This is a genomic window from Streptomyces asoensis, assembly GCF_013085465.1.
GTDB lineage: Bacteria > Actinomycetota > Actinomycetes > Streptomycetales > Streptomycetaceae > Streptomyces > Streptomyces cacaoi_A.
Genome location: NZ_CP049838.1, coordinates 2,020,108 through 2,043,954, shown reverse-complemented (window position 1 = coordinate 2,043,954; position 23,847 = coordinate 2,020,108). Strand labels below are relative to the sequence as shown.

General features: G+C 73.2%; 22 protein-coding genes and 1 pseudogene. 12 read left to right on the top strand and 11 right to left on the bottom strand.

All coding sequences use genetic code 11. The features are described 5' to 3' along the window. Nucleotides 1-69: 69 nt before the first annotated feature. Nucleotides 70-1,323 (bottom strand): glycoside hydrolase family 18 protein, encoded by a 1,254-nt coding sequence (locus tag G9272_RS09035; protein ID WP_171396061.1) that lies wholly within the window; start codon nt 1,321-1,323, stop codon nt 70-72. A gap of 255 nt (nt 1,324-1,578) precedes the next feature. On the opposite strand from G9272_RS09035, the gene G9272_RS09030 reads away from it, so the two are divergent. Beyond that, nucleotides 1,579-2,754 carry an acyl-CoA dehydrogenase family protein gene (locus G9272_RS09030; RefSeq protein WP_171396060.1) on the top strand — a complete coding sequence of 392 codons (1,176 nt, stop codon included), beginning with the start codon at nt 1,579-1,581 and terminating at the stop codon, nt 2,752-2,754. 538 nt (nt 2,755-3,292) lie between these two features. On the opposite strand, the gene G9272_RS09025 is transcribed toward G9272_RS09030, so the two are convergent. Continuing rightward, complete coding sequence (locus G9272_RS09025) at nt 3,293-3,754, bottom strand: hypothetical protein (RefSeq protein ID WP_171396059.1); 462 nt, start codon at nt 3,752-3,754, stop codon at nt 3,293-3,295. Nucleotides 3,755-4,030: 276 nt separating this feature from the next. On the opposite strand from G9272_RS09025, the gene G9272_RS09020 reads away from it, so the two are divergent. The 4 genes from G9272_RS09020 to fxsA all read left to right on the top strand — a co-directional run bounded on the left by G9272_RS09020 (nt 4,031) and on the right by fxsA (nt 8,151). Continuing rightward, on the top strand, nt 4,031-4,471 hold the full coding sequence (locus G9272_RS09020) for an Lrp/AsnC family transcriptional regulator (RefSeq protein WP_171396058.1): 441 nt from the start codon (nt 4,031-4,033) through the stop codon (nt 4,469-4,471). A gap of 65 nt (nt 4,472-4,536) precedes the next feature. Beyond that, the gene (locus G9272_RS09015) at nt 4,537-6,153 is read left to right on the top strand and encodes an amidohydrolase (RefSeq protein WP_171396057.1); all 1,617 of its coding nucleotides are present in this window, start codon (nt 4,537-4,539) and stop codon (nt 6,151-6,153) included. A gap of 584 nt (nt 6,154-6,737) precedes the next feature. Next, nucleotides 6,738-7,574, top strand: a complete 837-nt coding sequence (locus G9272_RS09010) for a polyprenol monophosphomannose synthase (RefSeq protein WP_171396056.1) — start codon at nt 6,738-6,740, stop codon at nt 7,572-7,574. A 46-nt stretch (nt 7,575-7,620) separates the two neighbouring features. After that, a complete protein-coding gene (fxsA, locus tag G9272_RS09005; protein ID WP_171396055.1) occupies nt 7,621-8,151 on the top strand; it encodes an FxsA family membrane protein in 531 nt (176 codons plus the stop codon). 168 nt (nt 8,152-8,319) lie between these two features. On the opposite strand, the gene G9272_RS09000 is transcribed toward fxsA, so the two are convergent. From G9272_RS09000 to G9272_RS08985, 4 genes are all read right to left on the bottom strand, one after another. Further along, nucleotides 8,320-8,694: an RNA polymerase-binding protein RbpA gene (locus G9272_RS09000; RefSeq protein ID WP_020128921.1), complete on the bottom strand. Its 375-nt coding sequence runs from the start codon at nt 8,692-8,694 to the stop codon at nt 8,320-8,322. A 278-nt stretch (nt 8,695-8,972) separates the two neighbouring features. Further along, nucleotides 8,973-10,364 carry an MFS transporter gene (locus tag G9272_RS08995; protein WP_171396054.1) on the bottom strand — a complete coding sequence of 464 codons (1,392 nt, stop codon included), beginning with the start codon at nt 10,362-10,364 and terminating at the stop codon, nt 8,973-8,975. Between the two features lie 52 nt (nt 10,365-10,416). Further along, the gene (locus tag G9272_RS08990; RefSeq protein ID WP_437184364.1) at nt 10,417-11,172 is read right to left on the bottom strand and encodes a glycerophosphodiester phosphodiesterase; all 756 of its coding nucleotides are present in this window, start codon (nt 11,170-11,172) and stop codon (nt 10,417-10,419) included. Nucleotides 11,173-11,180: 8 nt separating this feature from the next. Further along, nucleotides 11,181-11,867, bottom strand: coding sequence for a YczE/YyaS/YitT family protein (locus tag G9272_RS08985; RefSeq protein ID WP_253267761.1), 687 nt, complete (start codon nt 11,865-11,867; stop codon nt 11,181-11,183). Between the two features lie 99 nt (nt 11,868-11,966). Between G9272_RS08985 and G9272_RS08980 the strand changes: the two genes are divergently transcribed. Next, on the top strand, nt 11,967-13,466 hold the full coding sequence (locus G9272_RS08980) for a PLP-dependent aminotransferase family protein (protein ID WP_171396052.1): 1,500 nt from the start codon (nt 11,967-11,969) through the stop codon (nt 13,464-13,466). Between the two features lie 22 nt (nt 13,467-13,488). Here the strand turns inward: G9272_RS08980 and G9272_RS08975 are convergent, their stop codons facing one another. Further along, complete coding sequence (locus G9272_RS08975) at nt 13,489-15,159, bottom strand: ATP-binding protein (RefSeq protein ID WP_171396051.1); 1,671 nt, start codon at nt 15,157-15,159, stop codon at nt 13,489-13,491. 41 nt (nt 15,160-15,200) lie between these two features. Further along, nucleotides 15,201-15,395, bottom strand: a complete 195-nt coding sequence (locus G9272_RS08970; protein WP_171396050.1) for a hypothetical protein — start codon at nt 15,393-15,395, stop codon at nt 15,201-15,203. A gap of 263 nt (nt 15,396-15,658) precedes the next feature. Between G9272_RS08970 and G9272_RS08965 the strand changes: the two genes are divergently transcribed. The 6 genes and pseudogenes from G9272_RS08965 (at nt 15,659) to G9272_RS08940 (ending at nt 21,527) form a co-directional block, all read left to right on the top strand. Further along, complete coding sequence (locus tag G9272_RS08965) at nt 15,659-16,051, top strand: ankyrin repeat domain-containing protein (RefSeq protein WP_171396049.1); 393 nt, start codon at nt 15,659-15,661, stop codon at nt 16,049-16,051. A 323-nt stretch (nt 16,052-16,374) separates the two neighbouring features. Continuing rightward, nucleotides 16,375-17,796, top strand: a complete 1,422-nt coding sequence (locus tag G9272_RS08960; RefSeq protein ID WP_171396048.1) for a HEAT repeat domain-containing protein — start codon at nt 16,375-16,377, stop codon at nt 17,794-17,796. 217 nt (nt 17,797-18,013) lie between these two features. Then, nucleotides 18,014-19,141 (top strand): glycosyltransferase family 4 protein, encoded by a 1,128-nt coding sequence (locus tag G9272_RS08955; RefSeq protein ID WP_171396047.1) that lies wholly within the window; start codon nt 18,014-18,016, stop codon nt 19,139-19,141. Nucleotides 19,142-19,155: 14 nt separating this feature from the next. Next, nucleotides 19,156-20,388 carry a glycosyltransferase gene (locus G9272_RS08950; RefSeq protein WP_171401918.1) on the top strand — a complete coding sequence of 411 codons (1,233 nt, stop codon included), beginning with the start codon at nt 19,156-19,158 and terminating at the stop codon, nt 20,386-20,388. Next, nucleotides 20,385-20,498: pseudogene (locus G9272_RS46165) on the top strand (SGNH/GDSL hydrolase family protein); the annotation flags it as partial. The gene G9272_RS08950 and the pseudogene G9272_RS46165, both read left to right, overlap by 4 nt. 237 nt (nt 20,499-20,735) lie before the next feature. After that, complete coding sequence (locus G9272_RS08940; RefSeq protein WP_437184363.1) at nt 20,736-21,527, top strand: SGNH/GDSL hydrolase family protein; 792 nt, start codon at nt 20,736-20,738, stop codon at nt 21,525-21,527. Nucleotides 21,528-21,554: 27 nt separating this feature from the next. Here the strand turns inward: G9272_RS08940 and G9272_RS08935 are convergent, their stop codons facing one another. Genes G9272_RS08935 through G9272_RS08925 form a run of 3 tightly spaced genes read right to left on the bottom strand, consistent with a single transcriptional unit; the run spans nt 21,555 to nt 23,844 of the window. After that, complete coding sequence (locus G9272_RS08935) at nt 21,555-22,424, bottom strand: biotin-dependent carboxyltransferase family protein (protein WP_171396046.1); 870 nt, start codon at nt 22,422-22,424, stop codon at nt 21,555-21,557. Continuing rightward, nucleotides 22,421-23,074 (bottom strand): 5-oxoprolinase subunit B family protein, encoded by a 654-nt coding sequence (locus G9272_RS08930; RefSeq protein WP_171401916.1) that lies wholly within the window; start codon nt 23,072-23,074, stop codon nt 22,421-22,423. The genes G9272_RS08935 and G9272_RS08930 overlap by 4 nt, the downstream gene beginning before the upstream one ends. Before the next feature lie 2 nt (nt 23,075-23,076). After that, entirely contained in the window at nt 23,077-23,844 is a 768-nt protein-coding gene (locus G9272_RS08925; protein ID WP_171396045.1) for a LamB/YcsF family protein, read from the bottom strand. Nucleotides 23,845-23,847: the final 3 nt, after the last annotated feature.

The window sequence follows — 23,847 nt, the reverse complement described above, 5'->3', positions numbered from 1 at the left end:
GATACGCGAGGCGGACGCACCGGGGGCGGAGGCTCGTGGTCCTCCGCCCCGAGTGCCCCATGAACCGGGCTACTTGATCGCGCGGATCAGCTCACCGTTGGCCGTGTCCCCGCTTAGCTCCCAGAAGAACGTGCCGCCCAGCCCCTGCCTGGACTTGTACTTCATCTTGGTCGCGATGGTCGCGGGGGTGTCGTAACTCCACCAGTCGTTCCCGCACTTGGCGTAGGCGGTGCCGCCGACCGTGCCGGTCGCCGGGCACTTGACCTTGAGGACCTTGTAGTCCTCGTTGCCGTCCTCGTACGTCCCCGCCGCGGGACCGGTGGCCGTGCCGCCCGGCTTCGCCTGGGTGACGCCGGTCCAGCCGCGCCCGTAGAAGCCGATGCCGAGCAGCAGCTTGCGTGACGGGATGCCCAGGCTCTTGAGCTTGGCGATCGTGGCGGCGGTGTCGTAGCCCTGTTGCGGGATGCCCGGGTACGAGGTCAGCGGCGAGTGCGGTGCCGTGGGGCCGGTGGCCGCCCACGCGCCGAAGTAGTCGTAGGTCATCGGGTTGTACCAGTCGACGTACCGCGCCGCGCCCCCGTAGTCCGCCGCCTCGATCTTGCCGCCGCCGGTCGCGTCCGCCGTGATCGCCGCTGTGATCAGCTCGCGCTTGCCGAACTCGGCGCGCAGCGCCTTCATGACGTCCCGGAAGGCCTCGCGGCCGCTGGTGTCGCAGGTGAGGCCGCAGGCGTTCGGGTACTCCCAGTCGATGTCGATGCCGTCGAAGACGTCCGCCCACTGTGAGTTCTCGACCAGGTCGTGGCAGGACCTGGCGAAGGCCGCCGGGTCCTTGGCCGCCTCGCCGAACCCGCCCGACCAGCTCCAACCGCCGAACGACCAGATGACCTTGAGCTTCGGGTGCAGCTTCTTCAGCTTGCGCAGCTGGTTGAAGTTGCCGCTGAGCGGCTGGTCCGCCGTGTCGGCGACGCCGTCCACGGACTCCCCGGCGGTGAACGGCCTGTCGGTGTCCGCCCAGGAGTCGCCGAGGGCGCACTTGCCGTCGGCGACGTTGCCGAAGGCGTAGTTGATGTGGGTGAGCCGGTCCGCGGAGCCGGACGTCTCGATGTTCCTGACGTAGTACTGGCGGTCGTAGATGCCCCAGTCGGTGAAGTAGCCCACGACCTTGGAGCCGGTGGTGCGGGCTTCGGCGGGGCGGGGCTCGCCGGCGGTGGCGGTGCCCGCGCCGGCGAGCAGGGCGGCGCCGAGCGCGGCGCAACAGGCGGCGGACAGCAGCGTCCGGAACCGGGCGCGGGGGCGGGGGCGGGGGCGGAGCGGGGTGTGCATCGGGTGTCTCCTCGCAGGGGACAGGGAGGGGATCGCACGCCGATTGGCATGAACGCGGGGAAGCGTTGGAGCGAAACGGTAGGAGGACTAGACCACTTCGGTCAATGGTTCGGACCAATCGGCCGACGGTCCGTCCTGTCGTCCCGCCGACGCTCGTCCTGCCGCTCCGCCGGCTGTCCGCCCGTGCGGCGGCGCTGTCCCGCGGGCATACTCACAGCGCGAAGCCGCTGGTCAGTCCGGGAGGAGGAAGCCGCCATGCCCGACCGCGTGCCGTCCCCGGTGGACCGTTCCCTGCCCACGGCCGAGGCCCGGGAACTCATGACGCTGGTGCGTGACATCGCCCGACGCGAGATCGCACCGGCCGCTGCCGAGGAGGAGGACGCCGGGCGCTTCCCGCGCGAGCTGTTCACCCTGCTGTCGGCATCGGGGCTGCTCGGTCTGCCGTACGACTCCGCGCACGGCGGCGGCGACCAGCCCTACGAGGTGTACCTCCAGGTCGTCGAAGAGCTCGCCACGGCCCGCCTCACCGTCGGGCTGGGCGTCAGCGTCCACACGCTGGCCTCCTACGCGCTGGCCGCCTACGGCACGGACGCCCAGCGGGCCGCGCACCTGCCCGCCATGCTCGGCGGCGGGCAGCTCGGGGCGTACTGCCTCTCCGAGCCGTCCTCCGGGTCGGACGCGGCCTCGCTGCGGACCAGGGCCGTGCGGGAGAGCGGCGGGGACTGGGTGATCACCGGCACCAAGGCCTGGATCACCCACGCCGGGCTCGCCGACTTCTACACCGTCCTGGCCCGTACCGGCGCCGCGGGCGCGTCGGGGATCACCGCGTTCCTGGTGCCCGGCGACGCCGCGGGACTGAGCGTCGCGGCCCCCGAGCGCAAGATGGGGCTGAAGGGCTCGCCCACCGCCCAGGTCCACCTCGACGGCGTACGGATCCCCGACGCCCGGCGCATCGGCGACGAGGGGCAGGGCTTCGCGATCGCCCTGGCCGCGCTGGAGTCGGGCCGGCTCGGCATCGCGGCCTGCGCGGTCGGCCTCGCCCAGGCGGCCCTCGACGAGGCCGTCGCCTGGGCGGGGCAGCGACGGCAGTTCGGGCGGCCGATCGCCGACTTCCAGGGGCTGCGCTTCCTGCTCGCCGACATGGCGACCCGGATCGAGGCGGGCCGGGCGCTGTACCTGGCGGCCGCGCGGCGGCGGGACGCCGGACGGCCGTTCGGCCGGCAGGCGGCCATGGCGAAACTCCACTGCACCGACGCGGCCATGCAGGTCACCATCGACGCCGTCCAGGTCCTCGGCGGGTACGGCTACACCGCCGACTTCCCCGTCGAGCGCTACCTGCGCGAGGCCAAGGTCCTCCAGATCGTCGAGGGCACGAACCAGATCCAGCGGATGGTCATCGCCCGTCACCTACTGGGTCCGGACACCCGCTGAACTGCCCCGGCCGCACCTGCGGGGCCGCCAGCCGTACCCACTCCGGGTCGTCGCGCCCCGGCAGGGTGCGGCCCCGGTCGGCCCAGGTGCGCAGGAGGTCGCGGTAGATGGGCGGGTCCTGCGCGGGCGGCGGGGCCAGCGGAACCGATTCTGCCCGAACAGGTTCCGGACGCGCGGGGACGAAGAGCTGGCGGTGACGCCCGGGCGCAAGTGACTGGGTGGGGGTCATACCAGGGCAACGCGAAGCCACGGAACAGGTCACCGGCAGGAACGGTCGAGCGTGAGTTCGGGGAGTGCCCCCGGTCCCGGCTCGGCCCGTGTCCGATCGGATCGGGCAGCATCTGGCGTGCCGTCAGATCCCTTACGGGGAGCCAAGGTTGCCGTGCCCTGCCGCGCATCACCCACCGGCAGGCGCACCTCGTCCGCGCCGGTCTCCCGGCCGCTCCGGACGCACTGGTCCTGCACCACGGCGACCTGCCGGCCATGGTGCAGGGCAGCTACGGGAGTCGAGCCGGTGAGACGGGCGCGGAAGCGGCGCTCAGGCGGCCAGGCGGCGCATCGTCGGCACGCGCATCGGGCGCGAGCCCGGGCCGCCGACGTGCGAGAAGGGCTGTGTGCGCCAGTCCAGCCCCTGAGGGAGCGTCAACAGGAGCGCGGTGTCCTGCTCCTGGGGCTCCGCGGACTCGTCCGCGGGCCGGGCCTCGGAGGCCCCCCGTCCCGTCCCGGCACAGACTGTGAGTCCGAAGGGGTTCCACGGCGAGGCACACAGCGCGTGCTCCGGCAGGACCTCCTCGTCCGCCAGCAGCGCGATGGGCTGCGCACAGTCCGGGCAGATCACCCGGTACATCTCGAAGGTGTCGTACGCGTCGAAGTGGTCGGCGTCGTCGACGTCGAAGCTGTCGGAGTAGTCCGCGTCGGGTTCGACGCCCTCCGGCTCGGGCTCGACGACTGACTGGAGCCGCTTGGGCGCGGTGCGACCAGGGCGCTTAAGACTCTGCATGGGATTCTCCCCCTCGGGCTGGGCCGTGAAGGCACTGCGGCCTCGACCACAGCAAGCACTTCCCGCCCCGTCTCGGCGGTAATCACGAGGACATCACGAAGAGTTGGCGAGTGCTGTGGCATTCGTCACATGCCGCTTGCAGGTGCCTCGTGCACCGGTCGAGCCCCGAACGGCCCGAGCCCTGCCGCCGTCGGCTCTCGGTCACATCACAAACCGGCTATGACCTGGGCTGCATAGGTATACGCGGAGATCACGCGCACGGTAAGTTCTTGCGTCATGGAGGAGCTGGACCGACAAATCGTGCAGCTGCTCGTCAAGGACGGGCGGATGAGTTACACCGATCTGGGCAAGGCCACGGGCCTGTCCACTTCAGCCGTGCACCAACGGGTGCGCCGACTGGAACAGCGCGGCGTCATCCGCGGATACGCGGCCGTCGTCGACTCCGAGGCCGTCGGGCTGCCCCTGACCGCCTTCATCTCGGTGAAACCGTTCGACCCCAGCGCCCCCGACGACATCGCCGAGCGGCTGGCCGGCGTACCGGAGATCGAGGCCTGCCACAGCGTGGCCGGTGACGAGAACTACATCCTCAAGGTACGCGTGGCCACCCCGCACGAGCTGGAGGAGCTGCTCGGGCGGCTCCGGGCGCTCGCCGGCGTCTCGACGCGCACGACGGTCGTGCTGTCCACCCCGTACGAGGCCCGGCCGCCCCGGATCTGAGCGGATCCGAGCGGATCCGAGGGGTCCCGTGCCGAGCGGCCGAGGCGAGACGCGAGACTGTCCCCATGAGTGAGCGCACCGCCGAGCCGAAGACCGTCCTGCTCCGCCGAGGAGAGGTACACAGCCCCGCCGATCCGTTCGCGACCGCGATGGTCGTCGAACGCGGCCAGGTCGCCTGGGTCGGCTCCGAAGGCGCCGCCGACGCCTTCGCGGACGGCGTCGACGAGGTGGTCGACCTGGACGGCGCCCTGGTCACCCCGGCGTTCACCGACGCCCATGTGCACACCACGTCCACCGGCCTCGCGCTCACCGGACTCGACCTCTCCTCCGCCCCCTCCCTGGCGGCCGCCCTCGCCCTCGTACAGGCCTTCGCGGTGGCCCGTCCGCAGGACAAGGTGCTGCTCGGGCACGGTTGGGACGCCTCCCGCTGGCCGGAGGGCCGGCCGCCCCGACGGGACGAACTGGACGAGGCGACCGGTGGCCGACCGCTCTACCTCAGCCGGATCGACGTCCACTCCGCCGCGGTCACCACCGCCCTGCTGGAACTGGCGCCCAGGGCCCGCACCGAGCCGGGCTTCGCGGACGGCGGGCCGCTCACCCGCGAAGCCCACCACGCCGTCCGCGCCGCCGCGTTCGCAGCCGTGACGCCCGCCCAGCGCGCCGAGGCCCAGCGGACCGCTCTCGCGCACGCCGCCTCCCTCGGTATCGGCTCGGTCCACGAGTGCGCGGGACCCGAGATCTCCTCCGAGGACGACTTCACGGACCTGCTGCGGCTCGCCGCCGAGGAGCCCGGCCCCCGGGTCGTCGGCTACTGGGCCGAGCAGGATGTCGAGAAGGCCCGGCGGCTGGGCGCGCTCGGCGCCGCCGGAGACCTGTTCGTCGACGGCGCCCTCGGCTCCCACACCGCCTGTCTGCACGCCTCCTACACGGACGCCGATCACACCGGCACCGCCTACCTGGACGCCGTCGAGGTCGCCGCACATGTGACGGCCTGCACCGAGGCCGGCCTCCAGGCGGGCTTCCACGCCATCGGCGACGCCGCCGTGACCGCCGTCGTCGAGGGTGTGCGCGCCGCCGCGGAGAAGGTCGGCCTCGCCCGGATCCGCGCCGCCCGCCACCGCGTCGAACACGCCGAGATGCTCACGCCCGAGACGATCGCCGCCTTCGCCGAACTCGGCCTCACCGCCTCCGTCCAGCCCGCCTTCGACGCCCTGTGGGGCGGCGAGGAGGGCATGTACGCCCGGCGTCTGGGCGTCGAGCGGGCCCGCACCCTGAACCCGTTCGCGGCCCTGCTGCGCGCGGGTGTCCCGCTCGCCTTCGGCTCCGACAGCCCGGTCACTCCCCTCGACCCCTGGGGCACGGTCCGCGCCGCCGCCTTCCACCGCACCCCCGAGCACCGGGTGTCCGCCCGCGCCGCGTTCACCGCCCACACGCGCGGCGGCTGGCGCGCGATCGGCCGCGACGACGCGGGCGTCCTGGTCCCGGGCGCACCCGCCGACTACGCGGTCTGGCGTACGGACGAACTGGTCGTCCAGGCCCCCGACGACCGGGTCGCCCGCTGGTCCACCGACCCCCGCTCCGGCACCCCGGGCCTGCCGGACCTGACCCCCGGCGGTGAACTCCCGGTGTGCCTGCGCACGGTGGTGGGCGGCCGGACGGTGTTCCTGCGGCCGAGCGAGTGATCTCCCGGGTCGGCCCGGGGAAGATCACCCGTCCGCCTGCCGACATACGCCCGGTGTCTTCTCCGCGCTGACCTGGGCATTGACAGAAGATTCGCAGGTCAAGCCGCTGTTGACAGCCGATGGCGGGGGGCCGGTAGGTTCGGCGGAGTCCACCACCGGACGCCCCACCCGGGGAACGCCCGCGCACTCGCCGCGGCGCCGCTGGGTCAGGGACGGTGAGCCGTACCGGCGCACCGCCACTGGCAGCCAGGCTCAGCGCCCGCGCCGCAACGAGGGAACGTTCCGGCCGGTCGGGGAGGTGTGACCCGGATGGGGCCCGGGCGCTCAGTAGACAACGGCTTTCGGTCGACCCGCAGCCAGCGGGTCCCGGGCCGGCCCGAAGAGCGCCGGGCCCCCATCCGCAGCAGGTCCGCGCTCACCCGGCTTGCGCTCACCCCCACGGTGGCAGGTGCGCACATACGAGCCCAAAGGTACTTTCCTACCCCGCTTTCGCGGGTCGGACACAACCTACGTACGTCCCGTCACGTCATCGCAGACGGCGGCCACTATGGTGGTCCCCTGCGTACGGACTTGAAGGGGCAGTAGTGAACGACGGCGACGGGACCCTCGCGGCACAGGACCGGGGAAGGCAGTTCGGTCCGCTCGGCACGGCCTTGGTGATCATCCCGACCTACAACGAGGCGGAGAACATCAAGACCATCGTCGGCCGGGTGCGCAAGGCCGTCCCCGAGGCTCACGTCCTCGTGGCCGACGACAACAGCCCCGACGGCACCGGCAAGCTCGCCGACGAGCTGGCCGTGGGTGACGACCAGGTCCAGGTGCTGCACCGCAAGGGCAAGGAAGGCCTCGGCGCCGCCTACCTCGCGGGCTTCCGCTGGGGCCTGGAGAACGGCTACGGCGTGCTGATCGAGATGGACGCCGACGGCTCCCACCAGCCCGAGGAGCTGCCCCGCCTGCTCACCGCGCTCAAGAGCGCCGATCTGGTCCTGGGCTCCCGCTGGGTGCCGGGCGGCCGGGTGGTGAACTGGCCCAGGTCCCGTGAGGTCATCTCCCGCGGCGGCAGTCTCTACTCCCGCCTCGCCCTCGACCTCCCGCTGCGCGACATCACCGGCGGCTACCGCGCCTTCCGCCGCGAGACCCTGGAGGGCCTCGGTCTGGAGGAGGTCGCCTCCCAGGGGTACTGCTTCCAGGTCGACCTCGCCCGCCGTGCCGTCAAGGCCGGCTTCCATGTCATCGAGGTCCCCATCACCTTCGTCGAGCGCGAGCACGGCGACTCCAAGATGAGCCGCGACATCCTCGTCGAGGCCCTGTGGCGGGTCACGGCCTGGGGCGTGGGGGAGCGGGTCGGCAAGATCACTGGCCGGAGCGCCGGGCGGCCGGAGCGTCCACAGGCGCCCGCCAAGTCTCACAGCGACGGCTGATCGTCCCCTTATGCCGCTCTGAGCCTGTTCCGGGCACACTGGGAGCATGACGACTGGCTCTCCGACCCCCGCGTACCCGACACCCGCTCAGCCCCCCGCCCAGCCCCGCCGCTCCCGTCTTCGGACGTTCCTGCCGCTGGCGCTCGCCGCCTGGCTGGTGCTGGAGATCTGGCTGCTGACCGTGGTCGCGGGCGCGACGAGCGGGCTGGTGGTCCTCCTGCTCCTGGTCGCCGGCTTCGTCCTGGGCGCCGTGGTCATCAAGCGGGCCGGTCGCCGGGCCTTCCAGAACCTGAACGAGGCGCTCCAGCGCGGCACGGTCTCCTCCGGCCGGGGCGGCGGCAACGGCCTCACGATGCTCGGCGGCCTGTTCCTGATGATCCCGGGCCTGGCCTCCGACGTGATCGGCCTGCTCCTGCTGCTCCCGCCGGTCCAGAAGGCGGTCAGCGGCTACGGGGAGCGCAAGCTGAGGGCTGCCGCGGGCACGCCCGGCACCCTGGGGGACGCGTTCCAGCAGGCCCGTATCCACCGCCCGGACGGCAAGGTCGTGCAGGGCGAGGTCATCAGGGACGAGCAGTGATCCAGGGGGCCTGATCGGCCAGGGAGCAGAACCAGGGGGGCACCCCCGGGGAGCCGATCGCCCCCACTCGCGGCGGGCAGCACGACGACCGCGGGCGCCGTACGTGAGATACGTACGGCGCCCGCGGTCGTTGTCGTGCGCTGTGAAGCAGGTCACAGCCCCGCAGGGCTATGCGCTTTTGCGGCTGTCGCGGGGATGCACCGCAAGGTTCATCGCCCCGGACCGCAGAACGGCGAGCCGCTCCTCGAGGACCTCTTCGAGTTCCTCGCGGGTCCGCCGCTCCATCAGCATGTCCCAATGTGTACGCGCGGGCTTGGCCTTCTTCTCCTCAGGGCCGTCGCCGTCCACGAGGAGTGCAGGGGCTCCACAGACCTTGCACTCCCACTCCGGCGGAATCTCCGCCTCGACCGAGAAGGGCATCTCAAACCGGTGCCCCTTCTCGCATGCGTACTCCACGGCCTGGCGCGGGGCCAGGTCGATGCCGCGGTCCGTCTCGTAGCTGGTCACCACGAGGCGCGTGCCGCGAAGAGCTCGCTCACTCATGAATCGTGCCTCCCGGGCTTGTCGCCCACAGGACAGGTGTCGCTGTCGTCGTCATCCGGTCAACGTCCGGTCGGCGGTAAAGATTCCCGTTCGGAGTCCCGTTCCGGGTCATGCGTCGCCGTCGTAGCCGCGGTCTTGTCAACCAGTGCAGTACCCACCGGCGCCCGGTTTGTCACATCTGAAAGGAGATGTCACCCAGCGTTTCGGCATCTTTGACGCGCAGTAACGGTACGCCTGGCAGGCCAAACGCGTACACTACCGCCCTTTCGCCTTGAGTGCTAAATCTTCTCGGGCACCGGATTCCCCGCGTCGCTGATCGCCTGCCGTACCGGCACCCGGACGAGCAGCAGGAACCCGACGACGAAGAAGATCACCAGCGAGATGATCGCGTCCCGGTAGCTCCCGGTCACCTGGTAGGTGACCCCGAAGAGCAGCGGGCCGAGCCAGCTCATGCCGCGGTCGCTCATCTCGTACGCCGAGAAGTACTCGGCCTCCTTGCCGGGCGGGACCAGGTGGGAGAAGAGGGAGCGGGACAGCGCCTGGCTGCCGCCGAGGACCAGGCCGATCGCGGCCGCCAGCAGGAAGAAGCCGACCGGCGCCCCGGCGGGCAGGAAGTAGCCGGCGCCCAGGGTGATCGTCCAGGCCGCCAGTGAGCCGAGGATCGTGTGCTTCGCGCCGTACGTCCGGGCCAGACGTCCCATGCCCAGCGCGCCCGCCACGGCCAGCACCTGCACCAGCAGGACGGCGCCGATCAGCGTGGACTGGCTGAGGCCGAGCTCCTCGGAGCCGTAGACCGAGGCCTGGGAGATCACGGTCTGGATGCCGTCGTTGTAGATCAGGTACGCGAGGAGGAAGGCGAGGGTCAGCGGGTGGCGGCGCATGTCGCGGACCGTCGCTGCGAGCTGACGCAGTCCAGGAGCCGTACGGGCGGTCCGAGCGGTCCGAGCCGTCTGATCCTTCTGGGCGGTCGCCTCCTGGGCGGGGGTCGGCCGGTCGCGCAGCCGCAGCAGCGGGATCAGCGTGAAGCCGCCCCACCACAGGCCGGCCGAGGCCAGGCAGATCCGCACGGCCATCGACTCGGAGACACCGAAGGAGTCGTGGGCGAGGTAGAGCACCAGGTTGACGACCAGGACCAGCGAGCCCGCCGCGTAGCCGAAGGCCCAACCCCGGGAGGAGACCGCGTCGCGCTCCTCGGGCGGGGCGATCTGCGGCAGATAGGAGTTGTAGAGCATCATCGCCACGGACTGGGCCGCGTTCGCCACGATCAGCAGCGCGCCGCCCAGCAGATAGCGGTCGCCGCCCAGGAAGAACATGCCGGTCGTGGCCGCGGCGCCCACATAGGCGGCGGCGCCCAGCAGGGGCTTCTTGCGGCCGCTGCGGTCGGCGGCCGCACCCACCAGGGGCATCACCAGCACGGCCACGATCACCGACAGGGACACCGAGTACGCGAAGAAGGAACCGGCCCGCACCGGGATGCCCAGCGGATGCACGTACCCGTCGGCGTCCGCCGCTCGCTTGGCGACCGATGTCAGATACGGGCCGAGGAACACGGTGAGCACGCTCGTCGAATAGACGGAGCACGCCCAGTCGTAGAAATACCAGCCGCGCTGCTCGCGCCGCCGTTCGGCGGCCTCGTCGGACGCCGCCGTCCGCACGGTGTCGATGTCCACCCGTGCCCTCGCTTCCCGCTGCCGCAGCCGCGCGCGGGCGAGGGGCCCGAGGTCAGACCCAGACGCCGCGGTCCTCCATGACCTCGCGCAACGTGTCGATGTGATCGGTCATGATGCCATCGACCCCGAGGTCCAGGAGCCGGTGCATCCGATCCGGATCGTTGATCGTCCACACGTGCACCTGGAGCCCGCGCGCGTGGGCCGCTCGGACGAAGCGACGGTCCACGACCTGGATGCCCGACCGGCTCTCGGGCACCTGCGCGGCGATCGCCGAGCGGCGCAGCGCCGCGGGCACGCCCCAGGACCGCAGCCACAGGTTGAGCACGCCCCGGGTGCCGTACGAGGTCGCCAGGCGCGGCCCGGCCAGCCGCTGGGCCCGGACTATCCGCGCCTCCGAGAACGAGCCGACGCAGACCCGGTCCCACGCGCCCGTGCGTGCGATCAGGTTGAGCAGGGGGTGCAGCGCCGGCTCCGCCTTGAGATCGACGTTCCACCGCACCTCGGGGAACGTCTCCAGGAGTTCCTCGAAGAGCGGCACCGGCTCCTTGCCCGCCACGCGCGCGTGCCGTACGTCCGACCAGAGGAGGTCGGCTATGCGGCCCGCGCCGTCGGTCACCCGGTCCAGCGTCGCGTCGTGGAAGGCGACGAGCTTGCCGTCCCGCGTGGCGTGCACATCGGTCTCGATATAGCGGTAACCCGCCTCGACCGCGCGCCGGAACTGCGCGGCGGTGTTCTCCAGACCGTCCGCGGCCCCACCGCGGTGGGCGAACGGGATGGGCCCCGGATGGTCGAGATACGGGTGGGTCATGAGGCTGGTCACGGACGCAGTATGGCTCCCTCGGGTGTCCCGGTGGCAACGACCGTGCTGCCGCCCGATGCAGCGGGAACGGCGAACATCCGCAGGAAGAGCTGAGCGAGCGGACCGATCGTCACCGCGTAGAGCAGGGTGCCGACGCCGATGGTGCCGCCGAGGGCGAACCCGGTCACCACGACCGCCACCTCCACCGCCGTCCGCATCAGCCGGATCGAACGCCCGGTACGCCGGTGCAGCCCCGTCATCAGCCCGTCGCGCGGGCCCGGCCCGAAGCTGGCCGCGATGTAGAGGCCGGTGGCCGCCCCGTTGAGGACGATCCCGGCCAGCAGCAGCGGCACCTGGACGGCGAGGCCGTGTGCTTCGGGGACGTACGCGAGCGTGCCGTCCATCGCGAGGCCGACGACGAAGACGTTGGAGACCGTGCCGAGGCCCGGGCGCTGGCGCAGCGGGATCCACAGCAGCAGCACCGCCGCGCCCACGATGATCGACACGACGCCGATCGTCAGGCCGGTGAGCTCGGCGAGACCCTGGTGCAGCACGTTCCAGGGCTCGAGGCCGAGGCCCGCCCGCACCAGGAGGGCGGAGCTGGCGCCGTAGAGCGCGAGACCCGCGTACAGCTGGATCAATCGGCGGGCGAGGTGGCCGTGCGGATCCCGCGGGGGTGTTTCCTGCGGTGGCGGCTCGGACAAGGGATCCCCCTGGTGGTCGTAGTGGCCTGACTCGTGACACTCTGTGGCTTGGAAGCGCATGGCATCCATGGCCAATTCGGGGAAGGTGGACTGGTAATCATGGCGCAGTGGACCTCGGCGGTGGGGGCCGCACAGCTCGCGCGGCTGCTCAAATCCCAGCAGGACCGCCCGGCCGGCCCCGGATCGCGCCGACCGCCGGCCTACCGGGCGCTCGCCGACGGCATCCGGCTGCTGGTGCTGGAAGGCCGCGTCCCCGTCGCCGCGCGCCTGCCCGCGGAACGGGAACTGGCGCTGTCCCTGTCCGTGAGCCGTACGACCGTCGCCGCCGCCTACGAGGCGCTGCGCGCCGAGGGGTTCCTGGAGTCCCGGCGCGGCGCGGGCAGCTGGACGGCCGTCCCGGCGGGCAACCCGGTTCCGGCGCGCGGCCTGGAGCCGCTGCCGCCCGAGGCGCTCGGCTCGATCATCGACCTGGGCTGCGCGGCGCTGCCCGCGCCCGAGCCCTGGCTCACCCGCGCCGTGCGGGGCGCGCTGGAGGAGTTGCCGCCGTACGCCCACACGCACGGCGACTATCCGGCGGGCCTGCCCGCGCTGCGGTCGATGATCGCCGAGCGGTACACCGCGCGCGGGATTCCGACGATGCCCGAGCAGATCATGGTCACCACCGGCGCGATGGGCGCCATCGACGCCATCTGTCATCTGTTCGGCGGGCGCGGCGAGCGCATCGCCGTCGAGTCGCCCTCCTACGCCAACATCCTCCAGCTGATGCGGGAGGCGGGCGCGCGCCTGGTGCCCGTCGCGATGGCCGAGGGGCTCGCCGGGTGGGACATGGACCGCTGGCGCCAGGTCCTGCGCGAGGCCGCGCCGCGCATCGCGTATGTCGTCGCCGACTTCCACAACCCGACCGGCGCGCTCGCCGACGAGGACCAGCGGCGCCGGCTCGTGGAGGCGGCCCGTTCCGCAGGGACCGTGCTGGTCGCCGACGAGACCATGAGCGAACTGTGGCTCGACGACGATGTCGAGATGCCGCGGCCCGTCTGCGGCTTCGATCCCGCGGGGTCGACGGTGATCACGGTGGGGTCGGCGAGCAAGGCTTTCTGGGCCGGGATGCGCATCGGCTGGGTGCGGGCGGCCCCGGACGTGATCCGCAGCCTCGTCGCGGCGCGCGCCTACGCCGACCTGGGCACACCGGTGCTGGAGCAGCTGGCGGTGAACTGGCTGTTCAGCACCGGCGGCTGGGAGCAGGCCGTCGAGCTGCGCCGCCACCAGGCCCGGGAGAACCGGGACGACCTGGTCGCGGCGGTGCGCCGGGAGCTTCCGGAGTGGGAGTTCGCCGTGCCCGAGGGCGGACTGACGCTGTGGGTGCGGGCCGGGGGGCTCTCCGGGTCACGGCTCGCCGAGGCGGGGGAGCGGGTGGGCCTGCGGGTGCCGTCCGGACCGCGGTTCGGTGTCGACGGCGCCTTCGAGGGGTATGTGCGGCTGCCGTTCACCGTGGGAGGCGCGGTGGCGGTGGAGGCGGCCGCCCGCCTGGCGGCCGCGGCCCGGATCGTGGAGAGCGGGGGGACGGTGGGCGCCGAGGGGCCGCGCACGTTCGTCGCCTAGCGGAACGCGCGGGCGGGGGCGGTCACCCGCCCCCGCCCGCGCTCGACACCTGCTCCGCGCCCACGGCGTCGGCTGCCACGGCGTCGGCACCCGGCGCCTTCGTGGCCTCGGCGTCCGTGTCCGCCGGTTTGCTGAGCACGACCTCGACCGGTACCGGCGGCAACGTCTCCGTGTCGGCAGGCGTGGAGCGCGGCGGCAGGAGGTCCAGCACCGCCTGCCGATGCGCGTCGCTCGTCGCGTCGTCGTACGGGTCCGGAGTCGCCGGCACCTGGAGCCGGTGCACCGGCCCCGATCCGAGCCGGGCGTATCCGCGTCCCGGCGGCGTGTCGTCGACGGGCGTGGTGTGCGGGGGCACGCCGAGGACCGCCTCCAGTTGCTGCTTCGACGTCGGCCCGAGCGTGACCCGCGCGCGGGTGTGCTGCCGTACGGCGTCGCTCAGGGAGTCCAGGGCGTCGAACTGCTCGGCCACCACCACCGTGACCCCGACCGCGCGGCCGTGCCGGAGCGGGACCTGGAGGAGGGACTGCGGGTCCTTGCGTCCGTCCGTGTCGGCCAGGTGGGTGAAGGCGGTGGGGCGGTCCAGAAGGATCCACAACGGGTGTCTGGTGTCGTCCGGCGGCGGGTCGCCCGCCTGCCGGGCATGGTTGGCGGCGATGAGCCGACGCTCCGTCTCGTGTACGGCCCACTCCAGGGCGGCCAGCGCCCCGGCCAGTCCGACCTCGACGCCCAGGACGCCGTCCCGGCCGGTGAGGCAGGCGTACTCGCCGGTGCTGCCGCCCTCGATCACCAGGACGTCACCGCCGTGCTGGAGGGCCTGGAGGGCGATGGAGCGCAGCAGGGTGGAGGTGCCGCTGCCGGGCTGGCCGACCGCCAGCAGGTGCGGCTCGGTGGAGCGGATGCCGGTGCGCCAGACGACCGGCGGTACGTCGTGCCGGTCCTCGTCGTGGGCGAGGGGGAGCGTGCGCTGGACCCGGGAGGGGTCGGTGAAGCCCAGGACCGTCTCGCCGGGGGCGGTGACGAAGCGTTGGGCCGTGAAGTCCGTGGGGAGGGGGGTGAGGACACTGAGGGTGAGTTCGTTGCCCTCCTCGTCCCAGACGAAGAGGTACTCGCGGCCACGGCCGGACTTCGCGGCGAGCAGCTGCTCGATCCGTGCGCGTGGGGCGGCCTCTCCGTCCGGGAAGAACGCGGGGTAGCGGATCACGAGGAGGGTCACGCGGCCCGAGTCGTCGAACTCCAGCGTCGGGAAGACGGTCTCCCAGTCGCCGCCGTGGGCGTACAGGGGAGCGGGGTCGTCGGCCGTCGAGAAGTGCGGGACCAGGGCCTCGTAGAGCACCTCGAGTCGCTGGATCTGCGACTCGTCGGGGCCATCGGGAGCCGGTGGGTTGCGGTCCCTGCCCTGCCAGGCCGCTGCCGCCATCAGGGTGATGACCGCGAGCAGCGGGCCGTACGGCACCAGCACCACGACCAGGATCAACGAGGCCACCAGGAACAGCAGCGGTCCGCGCTTGTCCTTGGGGGTCTCGGCCCACCTGCGCCGCCCGGCCGAGGCCAGCCGGCGCAGTCCGCGGGTGATCGTGATCAGCGGATGGAGGACATCGGTGGCGCTGTCGGCCGCCGTCCGGGCCAGCTCCCGGCTCCGGGCGATCTGCGCGCTGCCTGTGCTCAGGATGCTGGGAAGGGGGCGCCGGGCCACTGCTGTCTCCTGTGAGGTGCGTACGGACGGGACGGGCGGCGTCAGAACTTGATGCCGCCGAGGAGGCTTGCCAGGCTCTCGCCGCCTGCCTTGATGCTCGGGGCGATGGCCGTGTTGGCCATGTAGAACCCGAACAGGGCCGAGACCACGGCGTGCGACGCCTTGAGCCCGGCCTTGCGGAAGAAGAGGAAGACGATGATGCCGAGCAGGACTACGCCTGACATGGACAGGATCATTTGGGTTCTCCTGGTTCGCGGGGGACAGTCACCATGAGTACTTCCAGGATCACAGGATGTATCCATACTATAAAAGGTGCAACTGGGTGAAATACGGCCGATTTCCCCCGGCTGGCGGAAGGCCTGGTGGGCTGCCTGAGCAGGAGAGTTGCGTCGAACGGGTCTGCCCGTGATCTTTGCCGCCGACGGGATCGGCCATGTTTCCGACGAGCCAGTACGCTGGCGATTCACCTGAACGGTTGTAGTGAGAGGCGGACCGGCCGATGAGCGAAGCCCCCGACCCCGAGGTCGTGGAGCTGGCGACCAAGATCTTCGATCTGGCCCGCGGGGGTCGGACCGAGGAGCTCGTGGCGTACGTCGACGCGGGCGTTCCGGCCAACCTCACCAACGACCGCGGCGACTCCCTGGTGATGCTCGCCGCGTACCACGGCCATGCCGACGCGGTCCGGGCCCTGCTGGCCCGCGGCGCCGAGGCCGACCGGATCAACGACCGAGGTCAGACCCCGCTCGCCGGGGCGGCCTTCAAGGGTGAGACGGACGTCATCAGGGTCCTGCTGGAGGCGGGCGCCGACCCCTCCCAGGGGACCCCGTCGGCCGTCGACACCGCTCGCATGTTCGGCAGGGCCGAGCTGCTGGACCTGTTCGGCGTGCACTGAGCCGACGGTCCTGAGCAGGTCAACGGGAGTTCCTGACCAGGTAAATCAACGACCACGGGGGAGGCGGTACAAGGCCGCCGGAAATTTCGGTCGCGGCAGGTAGAACAGCCGGGTCATCATGACGTCGTGATTCACGGACGCGATGGCTGGGCAGGTGTTGCCGCACCGCGCGGGCCGTGACGCGGTCCGCATGGGCCACCGACGAGAGGCAGAGGAAAATGGTCTACAGCAAGCAGGAAACGGCGGGCGCCCCGACGTGTTGTCACGCGGCCAGGTAATGCACGTCCCCGGTTGCGTCGACGCTTGATGTGAGGCTGTTTCCCATGTTCGATCCGGTCATAGCGCCCAGCGGTACGCTGCTCGGCCTGCTCCAGAGGGGCCGCGGCGACGGCACGTTGCACGCGCTCACCGCTCCGCGAGCCGAGGCGCTCGCGGCGCTGAACCACTGTGTGCTGCGGGACCCCCGCCACGACTGGCAGGTGGAGAACCGCTCCCTCTACTACGCCCGTCTCTACCTCGATCTGCACGGCGAGCTGGACGAGATCGAGGCCCACCTCTTCGACGTCGAGGACTCCTTCGACACCGAGGAGTCCCGCACGGGCCTGGCCCTTGCCGTCCTCGGCCACCTCGCCTCCTACGGCAGGCGGGAGGCCCTGGCCCTGCTGCGCCGGTACGCGGCCTCAGGAGCCAACTGGGCCTGGGCCCTGGACGAACTCGCCCTGCGGGACGACGACGCCGGTCTGCGAGCCCTCGCGGCACCCGTGCTCGCACGGTTCGCCACCGATACCGAGGGCGAGGCCGAACTCGCCGCCGCCGTACGGGACGCCTTCGAGCCACGGCCCTGGCGGCTGTGGGCCGAGGATCCCCGCGAGTACGTCTCCACGCGCGTGCGTGCCGCTCAGGAAGCCGGCTGTTTCGACCGCTGGCAACGGCAGATGAGTCCGAGCGGACCCCGCCCCGGCTGGAGCGTCCAGGCCGTCTTCGAATGGGCCCAGCAGGGCGTCGAACGCGGAGCCGCGCTCCATGTCCCCGCCGCCCGCTGCCTCTCCGCCGTGGCCGGGCCCGAGGACCGCGCCGAGATCGTGCAGGCGGCCAAGGACGGTACCGAGGGAGCCCGGTGCACCGCCCTGCGCTACCTCGCCGACTTCGACGACCCCGACGCCCTCCTCCTGATCGAACAGGCCGTGGTCACCGGCTCGACGCCCGTCGTCGAAGCCGCCGTCGACGCCTTCGAGCGCATGCGCAGCATCGCCGCCGTGGACCGGGCCCGCGGCTGGGCCCACCGGCCCGACCCCCTGGGCGCCGCGGCCGGCCGCATGCTCGCCTGCCGGGGCGGCACCCAGGACAGCGACCTCGTCCTCGGCGCCCTGCGCGAGGCCGTACGCGGCGAGGGCTGCGACGCGCCGAGCCTGTGGACCCTCGTCGACGGCGCCGGACGGCTCGGCATCGTCTGCGCGGCACCCGTGCTGCGCCATATCTACCGCGAGACGGCCTCGTCCCATCTGCGCGGGCGCTGCGCCCGCGCACTCGCCGCCACCGACCCCTCCTACGCCACCGGCTTCGCCGTCGAGTGCCTCTGGGACTGCGAGGAGGGCACCCGCGAGATCGCCGCCCGGCACGCCGAGACCGGCGACGCCCGGGTCGTGGAGCGCCTGCGCCGGCTCGCCGCCGATCCGGCCGAGGAGGCGGAGGTCCAGACTGCCGTGCGGAGCCGGATCGGACCGGACGCCGCGTCCGCGATGTGAAGGTCGGGACAGGCCGCCGCCCGAGGGGAGCCTGGCGGCGGCCGGCCCGGCAGATGAACACCCGATGGCCTGCCGAGCGGACCGGCATGGACACCGTCTGACCTGCGCGGTACGCGGCGGGCAAGTACCGGGTGCGCAGCACAACGCTCACGGGACGTTTGTCGTTCGGAAAGATCCACTTTGACGCGTCCACGTCCGGGGCGGCGACAACACGGGTATGCGTGTCGTCATCGTGACCGAATCCTTTCCCCCCGACGTGAACGGCGTGGCCCATTGCGCCTTCCAGACCGCCCGACACCTCGTCGATCGCGGTCACGCCCCCGTCGTCGTCGCCCCGGCCACCGCCGCCGGGACCGGGCCGGACGCCGAAGCGCCCTGCCCCGTCGTCCGAGTCCCCTCCCTTCCGCTCCCCGGCTACCCCCAGGTCCGCGTCGCCCTCCCCAGCCGACGCGTCGCCGCCGCCATCGCCGAGCACCGGGCCGACATGGTCCACCTGGCCAGCCCCTTCATCCTCGGCGTCCGGGGCATGGCGGCCGCCGCCCGGCTCGGTATCCCCGCCGTCGCCGTCTACCAGACCGACCTGGGCGGCTACGCCCGCACCTACATGGGCGCCGGCGAGGCAGCCGCCTGGCGCCGGATACGGTCCGTCCACGCCGCCGCCGACCTCACCCTCGCCCCCTCCAGCGCGGCCCTGCACGACCTGGACACGCACGCGGTGCCCCGGGTGAAGCTGTGGCCGCGGGGCGTGGACACCCTGCGCTTCCGCCCCGACCGCCGCGACGAGGCACTGCGCCGCGCACTCGCCCCGAACGGCGAGCTGATCGTCGGCTACGTCGGACGGCTCGCCCCCGAGAAGCACGTCGAGCTGCTGGCCGGCGTCTGCGGGCTGCCGGGCGTCCGGGTCGTGGTGGTGGGCGACGGACCGAGCAGGCCCGGCCTGGAGGAGACCCTGCCGGGCGCGGTCTTCCTGGGCAACCGCACCGGCGACGAACTCGCCCGGATCTTCGCCTCGCTGGACGTGTTCGTGCACACCGGCCCCTTCGAGACCTTCTGCCAGACGGTGCAGGAGGCCATGGCCAGTGGTGTGCCGGTGGTCGCCCCCGCCGCGGGCGGCCCCCTGGACCTGGTCGCCCACGGGCGCACCGGCCTGCTCGTCCCGCCCCGGGACGCCACCGTCGTGCAGGACGCGGTGGCGGCGCTGGTGGCCGACCCCGCGCGGCGGGCCGCCTACGGCGCCGCCGGGCGGGCCACGGTCGAGGGACGCACCTGGGCCGCCATCGGCGACCGGCTCATCGGCCACTACGAGGACGTGCTCGCCGCGCGTCGACTGGTGGTGGCGGCATGAGCGGCCCGAACGGCATGAGCGGCGCCGACGGCGGAAGTGGCCTGGCCCGCCCCACCTCCACGAGTGCCGGGCCGCTGCGGATCGTGCGGCTCGCCAACTTCGTGGCCCCCGCCTCGGGCGGGCTGCGCACGGCCCTGCGTGAACTCGGCAAGGGCTATCGCGCGGCCGGCCACGAGCCGGTCCTGATCGTGCCCGGCGAGCGGGAGAGCGACCGCCGGACCGAGCAGGGGCGGGTGATCACCCTGCCGGGGCCGCTGCTGCCCGGCACCGGCGGCTACCGCGTCCTCACCGACAAACGGCGGGTCGCCCGCCTGCTGGAGGAACTCGCCCCCGACCGCCTGGAGGTCTCCGACCGCACGACACTGCGCTGGACCGGCAAGTGGGCCCGGCGGGCCCGCGTTCCCGCAGTGATGGTCTCCCACGAGACCGCCGACGGCGTCCTGCGCACCTGGGGCGTGCCGGAAGGGGCGGCCCGGCGCGCCGCCGACGCGCTCAACCTCCGTACGGCGCACACGTACGCGCGCGTGGTGTGCACCACCGAGTTCGCCGAGCGGGAGTTCGTGCGGATCGGGGCGCGGAACGTCGTGCGGGCGCCGCTGGGCGTCGACCTCGTCGAACGGCACCCCGCCCTGCGTGACGCCGGGCTGCGGGCCCGTCACGCGCGCGAGGACCAGACCCTGCTGGTGATGTGCACCCGCCTGTCCGTGGAGAAGCGCCCCGGTACGGCGCTGGACGCCCTGGAGGCGTTGCTGCGGCGCGGTGCGCGGGCGGTTCTGGTCGTCGCGGGCGACGGACCGCTGCGGCCGCGGCTGGAGCAACGGGCACGCGAGCGCGGGCTGCCCGTGACGTTCGTGGGGCACGTCTCCGACCGAGGCGCGTTGGGGGCCTTGCAGGCCTCGGCCGACGTGTGTCTGGCCCCGGGGCCCGCGGAGACGTTCGGGCTCGCCGCCCTGGAGGCCATGGCGTGCGGGACCCCCGTGGTCGCGAGCGCCTCCTCGGCGCTCCCCGAGGTGATCGGCGCCGCGGGGGCCACGGCGGCCGACCGGGGGGCGGCGTTCGCGGACGCCGTGGAGAACCTCCTGGAGCGTCCCCTCGCGGCCCGCCGGGAGGCCGCACGCGCGCGTGCGGAGTGCTTCGGCTGGGGTACGGCGGTCGACGCCTTCCTCGCGGCGCACGACGCGCCGGTGTCGGTCACGGCACCGGTGACCGCACCTGTTCGTCCTTTCGTGCCCGGAGGACTCGGATGAGACGCGTCCGCTTCGTCGCCCTCGGTGACTCGCTCACCGAGGGCGTGGGGGACCCCGTGGGCGAGGGATGGCGCGGCTGGGCCGCGCTGCTCGCCCACGGGCTGGCCGGCGAGACCGAGGGCTCCGCGCGGGCGACCGGGGCCGAGGGGCTTGCGGGGGTCGAGGGGCTCGCGGGGGGCGCCGGGACCGAGGGGCCTGTGGGGTCCGAGGGGCTTGCGGGGCATACAGGGCCCGAGGTGCTTGAGGGGCCTGAGGTGCTTGCGGGTGTCGCGGGGACCGAGGAGCGGCTCGTGGGGCTTGCGGGGACCGAGGTGCTTGCGGGGACCGAGGTGCTCGCGGGTCCCGAAGTGCTGGCGGGGGTCGAGGCGCTCGTGGAGCCCGGGGAGCCCGTGGAGCCCGTGGAGCCCGTGGAGTTCATCAATCTCGCGGTCAGCGGCGCGCAGACGCGGGACGTGCTCGAACGGCAGCTCCCGGCCGGGCTGGAGCTGCGGCCCGACGTCGTCTCCGTGGTCGTCGGTGTCAACGACACTCTGCGCTGCACCTTCGACATCCATGCCGTTGCCGCCCGGCTCGACACGGTCTACGGCGCCTTCGCCGAGCAGGGCGCGGTCCTGCTCACCGCGTGCCTGCCCGACCCGGGCGGCACCCTCGGGCTGCCCGGGGTTCTCGCCCGACCACTGGCCCGGCGGCAGCGCGCGGTCAACGCCGTCGTCCACGCGCTCTCCGAACGGTACGGCGCCGTCCACCTGCACGCCGCGGAGGGCGCCTGGCTGACGGACCGCGCCATGTGGAGCGCGGACCGGCTCCACCCCGGGGAACGGGGGCACCGGCAACTGGCGGTGCGCTTCCACGCGGTGCTGGCGGAGGCGGGCCTCGCGACCGGCTCCGCGCCCTCGCCCGAGCCCGAGTTCCCGGCGCCGACGACCTCGGCGAGCCTGTGGTGGCTGGCGACCGCTGGCACCGGCTGGGTGGCCCGGCGCTGCACCGACCTGCTCCCGCAACTGCTCACGCTGGCCGCCGACGAGCTGCGGCACCGCGCGCGGGGGACGAGCGCCCGCCTCGATCTGCGGGCCTCCGCGGCGGTGTCCGCGGCGCTCGCCGCGCTCTCCGTGGCGGAGCGGCAGCCGGACGCCGCCTGAAGCCCGCAGCGGCCGACGCCACCCGCGTCACCTTCGGCGTACGGCCACGAAGCGGACCGGCGTTCCGGGCACGGCCTGGGCCGCGGCCGCGAGATCGGCCGCGCGGACGACCCCGATCACCGGGTAGCCACCGGTGGTCGGGTGATCGGCCAGGAAGACCACCGGCCGGCCGGCGGGCGGAACCTGTACGGCGCCCAGGACCATGCCCTCGCTCGCCAGCTCACCGCTCCGGGCGCGCTCCAGGGCGGGTCCCTCGGTGCGCAGCCCGATGCGATTGCTCGCCGAGGACACGAGGAAGATCCGCGAGGTGAAGGCGCGGAGCGCGTCCGGCGTGAACCAGTCGTCCCGTGGGCCGAGCGTCACCCGGAGGACGAGTTCGGCCGGCGGCGCCGGCTGCGGGGCGACGTCCACGCGCGCGTGCGGGACGAGTTCGCGCCCCAGGGGCAGGACGGTGCCGTCCGTGAGCGGCGCGGGGCCGAGGCCCGAGAGCAGATCCGTGGACCGGCTGCCGAGGACCGGCTCGACGATGATGCCGCCTGCCAGGGCCACGTAGGTGCGTACCCCGGAGACGGCCGGTCCGATGTCCAGGAGGGTGCCGGCGCGTACCCGCACGGGCGCGCCCCAGGCGACCGGCCGGCCGTCCACCGTGACCCGGCAGGGCGCGCCGCCGACCGCGATGGTCACGTCGGAACGCGGCCTGAGGGCGCAGCCGTTGAGCGTCGTCTCCAGGACGGCCGCATCGGGCGGGTTGCCCACCAGCCGGTTGACGAGGGCCGCCGCGGGCGCGTCGAGAGCGCCGGAACGGGGCACGCCGAGATGCGCGTGTCCCGGGCGGCCCCGGTCCTGCACCGTGGTGAGCGCCCCGGCGCGGACGACGGAGACGGCGCGGTCGCTCATGAGGTGCCCACCGATCCCACCGGCCCCACCGGCCCCACCGGCCCCACCGGGACGAAGCGCACGCGCGTGCCCGGCGACAGCAGCGCGGCCGGCACGCGCGCGTGGTCCCACAGCACCGCCTCCGTGCTGCCGATCAGCTGCCAGCCGCCCGGCGACGAACGCGGGTACACACCCGTGTACGGCCCCGCCAGCGCCACCGAACCGGCCGGCACGGCGGTGCGCGGGGTGGCCCGGCGCGGCACGTCGTAGCGCGGAGGCAGACCGGTGAGATAGGCGAAGCCGGGCGCGAACCCGCAGAAGGCGACCCGGAACTCGGTGGCCGCGTGGATGCGGGCCACCTCCTCCTCAGGGACGCCCCAGTGGGCGGCGACCTCGGCCAGGTCCGGGCCGTCGTAGCGGATCGGGATCTCCACGGCCGCCTGCTCACGCGGGGGAGCGGGCGGTACCACGGACGCGGCCAGCTCGGACGCCAGCCGGCCGGGGTCGGTCAGACCGTCCAGGAGGACGGTGCGGGCCGCCGGGACGATCTCGCGGGCATGGAGCAGGCCCGCCGCGCGGCGACGCAGCAGCTCCGCGTGCAGGGCCTCGGCCTCCGCGCCGGACGCCAGCTCGACCAGCAGGGCGTCGTCGCCGACGGGCAGGACGCGCACGCTCATGCGAAGGCCTCCACTCGTACGCCCGACTCCTCCAGGCCACGCCGGACCCGGCGGGCCAGCTCCACCGCGCCGGGCGTGTCGCCGTGCAGGCACAGCGAACGCGCGCGTACCTCGATGGACGATCCCGCGTGGGAGGTGACCTGCCCGAGCCGGGCCAGGCGCACCGACCGCTCCACGACGGCGTCCGGGTCGGTGACCACGGCCCCGGCCTGCCCACGGGGCACGAGCGTGCCCTCCTCGGTGTACGCGCGGTCCGCGAAGGCCTCCGGGACGGCCGGGAGTCCCGCCCCCCGGGCCAGCTCCAGCAGGCGTGAGCCGGGCAGCCCGAGCACGGGCAGCGCGGCGTCGGCGAGGAGCACCCCGTCGATCACCGCGCCGGCCTGTTCCTCGTCGTGCACGACCCGGTTGTAGAGCGCGCCGTGCGGCTTCACGTACGCCACGCGCGCGCCCGCCGCCCGGGCGAACACCTCCAGGGCGCCGATCTGGTACGCCACCTCGGCGGCCAGTTCGGCGGGCGGCACGTCCATGGCGCGCCGCCCGAACCCCGCCAGGTCCCGGTAGGAGACCTGCGCGCCGATCGTCACGCCTCGCTCGGCCGCCAGGTCGCACACCCGCCGCATGGTGACCGCGTCCCCGGCGTGGAAGCCACAGGCCACGTTGGCGCTGCTGACGACGGACAGCAGTTGTTCGTCGTCGGTCAGCTGCCAGCGGCCGAAGCCCTCGCCGAGGTCGGCGTTCAGATCGATCGCGGTCGTCGCGGTCATGGT

Bases quoted from the DNA above. Each gene is read 5' to 3' on its own strand.
- G9272_RS09035 (WP_171396061.1), bottom strand. From the start codon at position 1,323: ATGCACACCCCGCTCCGCCCCCGCCCCCGCCCCCGCGCCCGGTTCCGG.
- G9272_RS09030 (WP_171396060.1), top strand. From the start codon at position 1,579: ATGCCCGACCGCGTGCCGTCCCCGGTGGACCGTTCCCTGCCCACGGCC.
- G9272_RS09025 (WP_171396059.1), bottom strand. From the start codon at position 3,754: ATGCAGAGTCTTAAGCGCCCTGGTCGCACCGCGCCCAAGCGGCTCCAG.
- G9272_RS09020 (WP_171396058.1), top strand. From the start codon at position 4,031: ATGGAGGAGCTGGACCGACAAATCGTGCAGCTGCTCGTCAAGGACGGG.
- G9272_RS09015 (WP_171396057.1), top strand. From the start codon at position 4,537: ATGAGTGAGCGCACCGCCGAGCCGAAGACCGTCCTGCTCCGCCGAGGA.
- fxsA (WP_171396055.1), top strand. From the start codon at position 7,621: ATGACGACTGGCTCTCCGACCCCCGCGTACCCGACACCCGCTCAGCCC.
- G9272_RS09000 (WP_020128921.1), bottom strand. From the start codon at position 8,694: ATGAGTGAGCGAGCTCTTCGCGGCACGCGCCTCGTGGTGACCAGCTAC.
- G9272_RS08990 (WP_437184364.1), bottom strand. From the start codon at position 11,172: ATGACCCACCCGTATCTCGACCATCCGGGGCCCATCCCGTTCGCCCAC.
- G9272_RS08980 (WP_171396052.1), top strand. From the start codon at position 11,967: ATGGCGCAGTGGACCTCGGCGGTGGGGGCCGCACAGCTCGCGCGGCTG.
- G9272_RS08970 (WP_171396050.1), bottom strand. From the start codon at position 15,395: ATGATCCTGTCCATGTCAGGCGTAGTCCTGCTCGGCATCATCGTCTTC.
- G9272_RS08965 (WP_171396049.1), top strand. From the start codon at position 15,659: ATGAGCGAAGCCCCCGACCCCGAGGTCGTGGAGCTGGCGACCAAGATC.
- G9272_RS08960 (WP_171396048.1), top strand. From the start codon at position 16,375: ATGTTCGATCCGGTCATAGCGCCCAGCGGTACGCTGCTCGGCCTGCTC.
- G9272_RS08955 (WP_171396047.1), top strand. From the start codon at position 18,014: ATGCGTGTCGTCATCGTGACCGAATCCTTTCCCCCCGACGTGAACGGC.
- G9272_RS08950 (WP_171401918.1), top strand. From the start codon at position 19,156: ATGAGCGGCGCCGACGGCGGAAGTGGCCTGGCCCGCCCCACCTCCACG.
- G9272_RS08935 (WP_171396046.1), bottom strand. From the start codon at position 22,424: ATGAGCGACCGCGCCGTCTCCGTCGTCCGCGCCGGGGCGCTCACCACG.
- G9272_RS08925 (WP_171396045.1), bottom strand. From the start codon at position 23,844: ATGACCGCGACGACCGCGATCGATCTGAACGCCGACCTCGGCGAGGGC.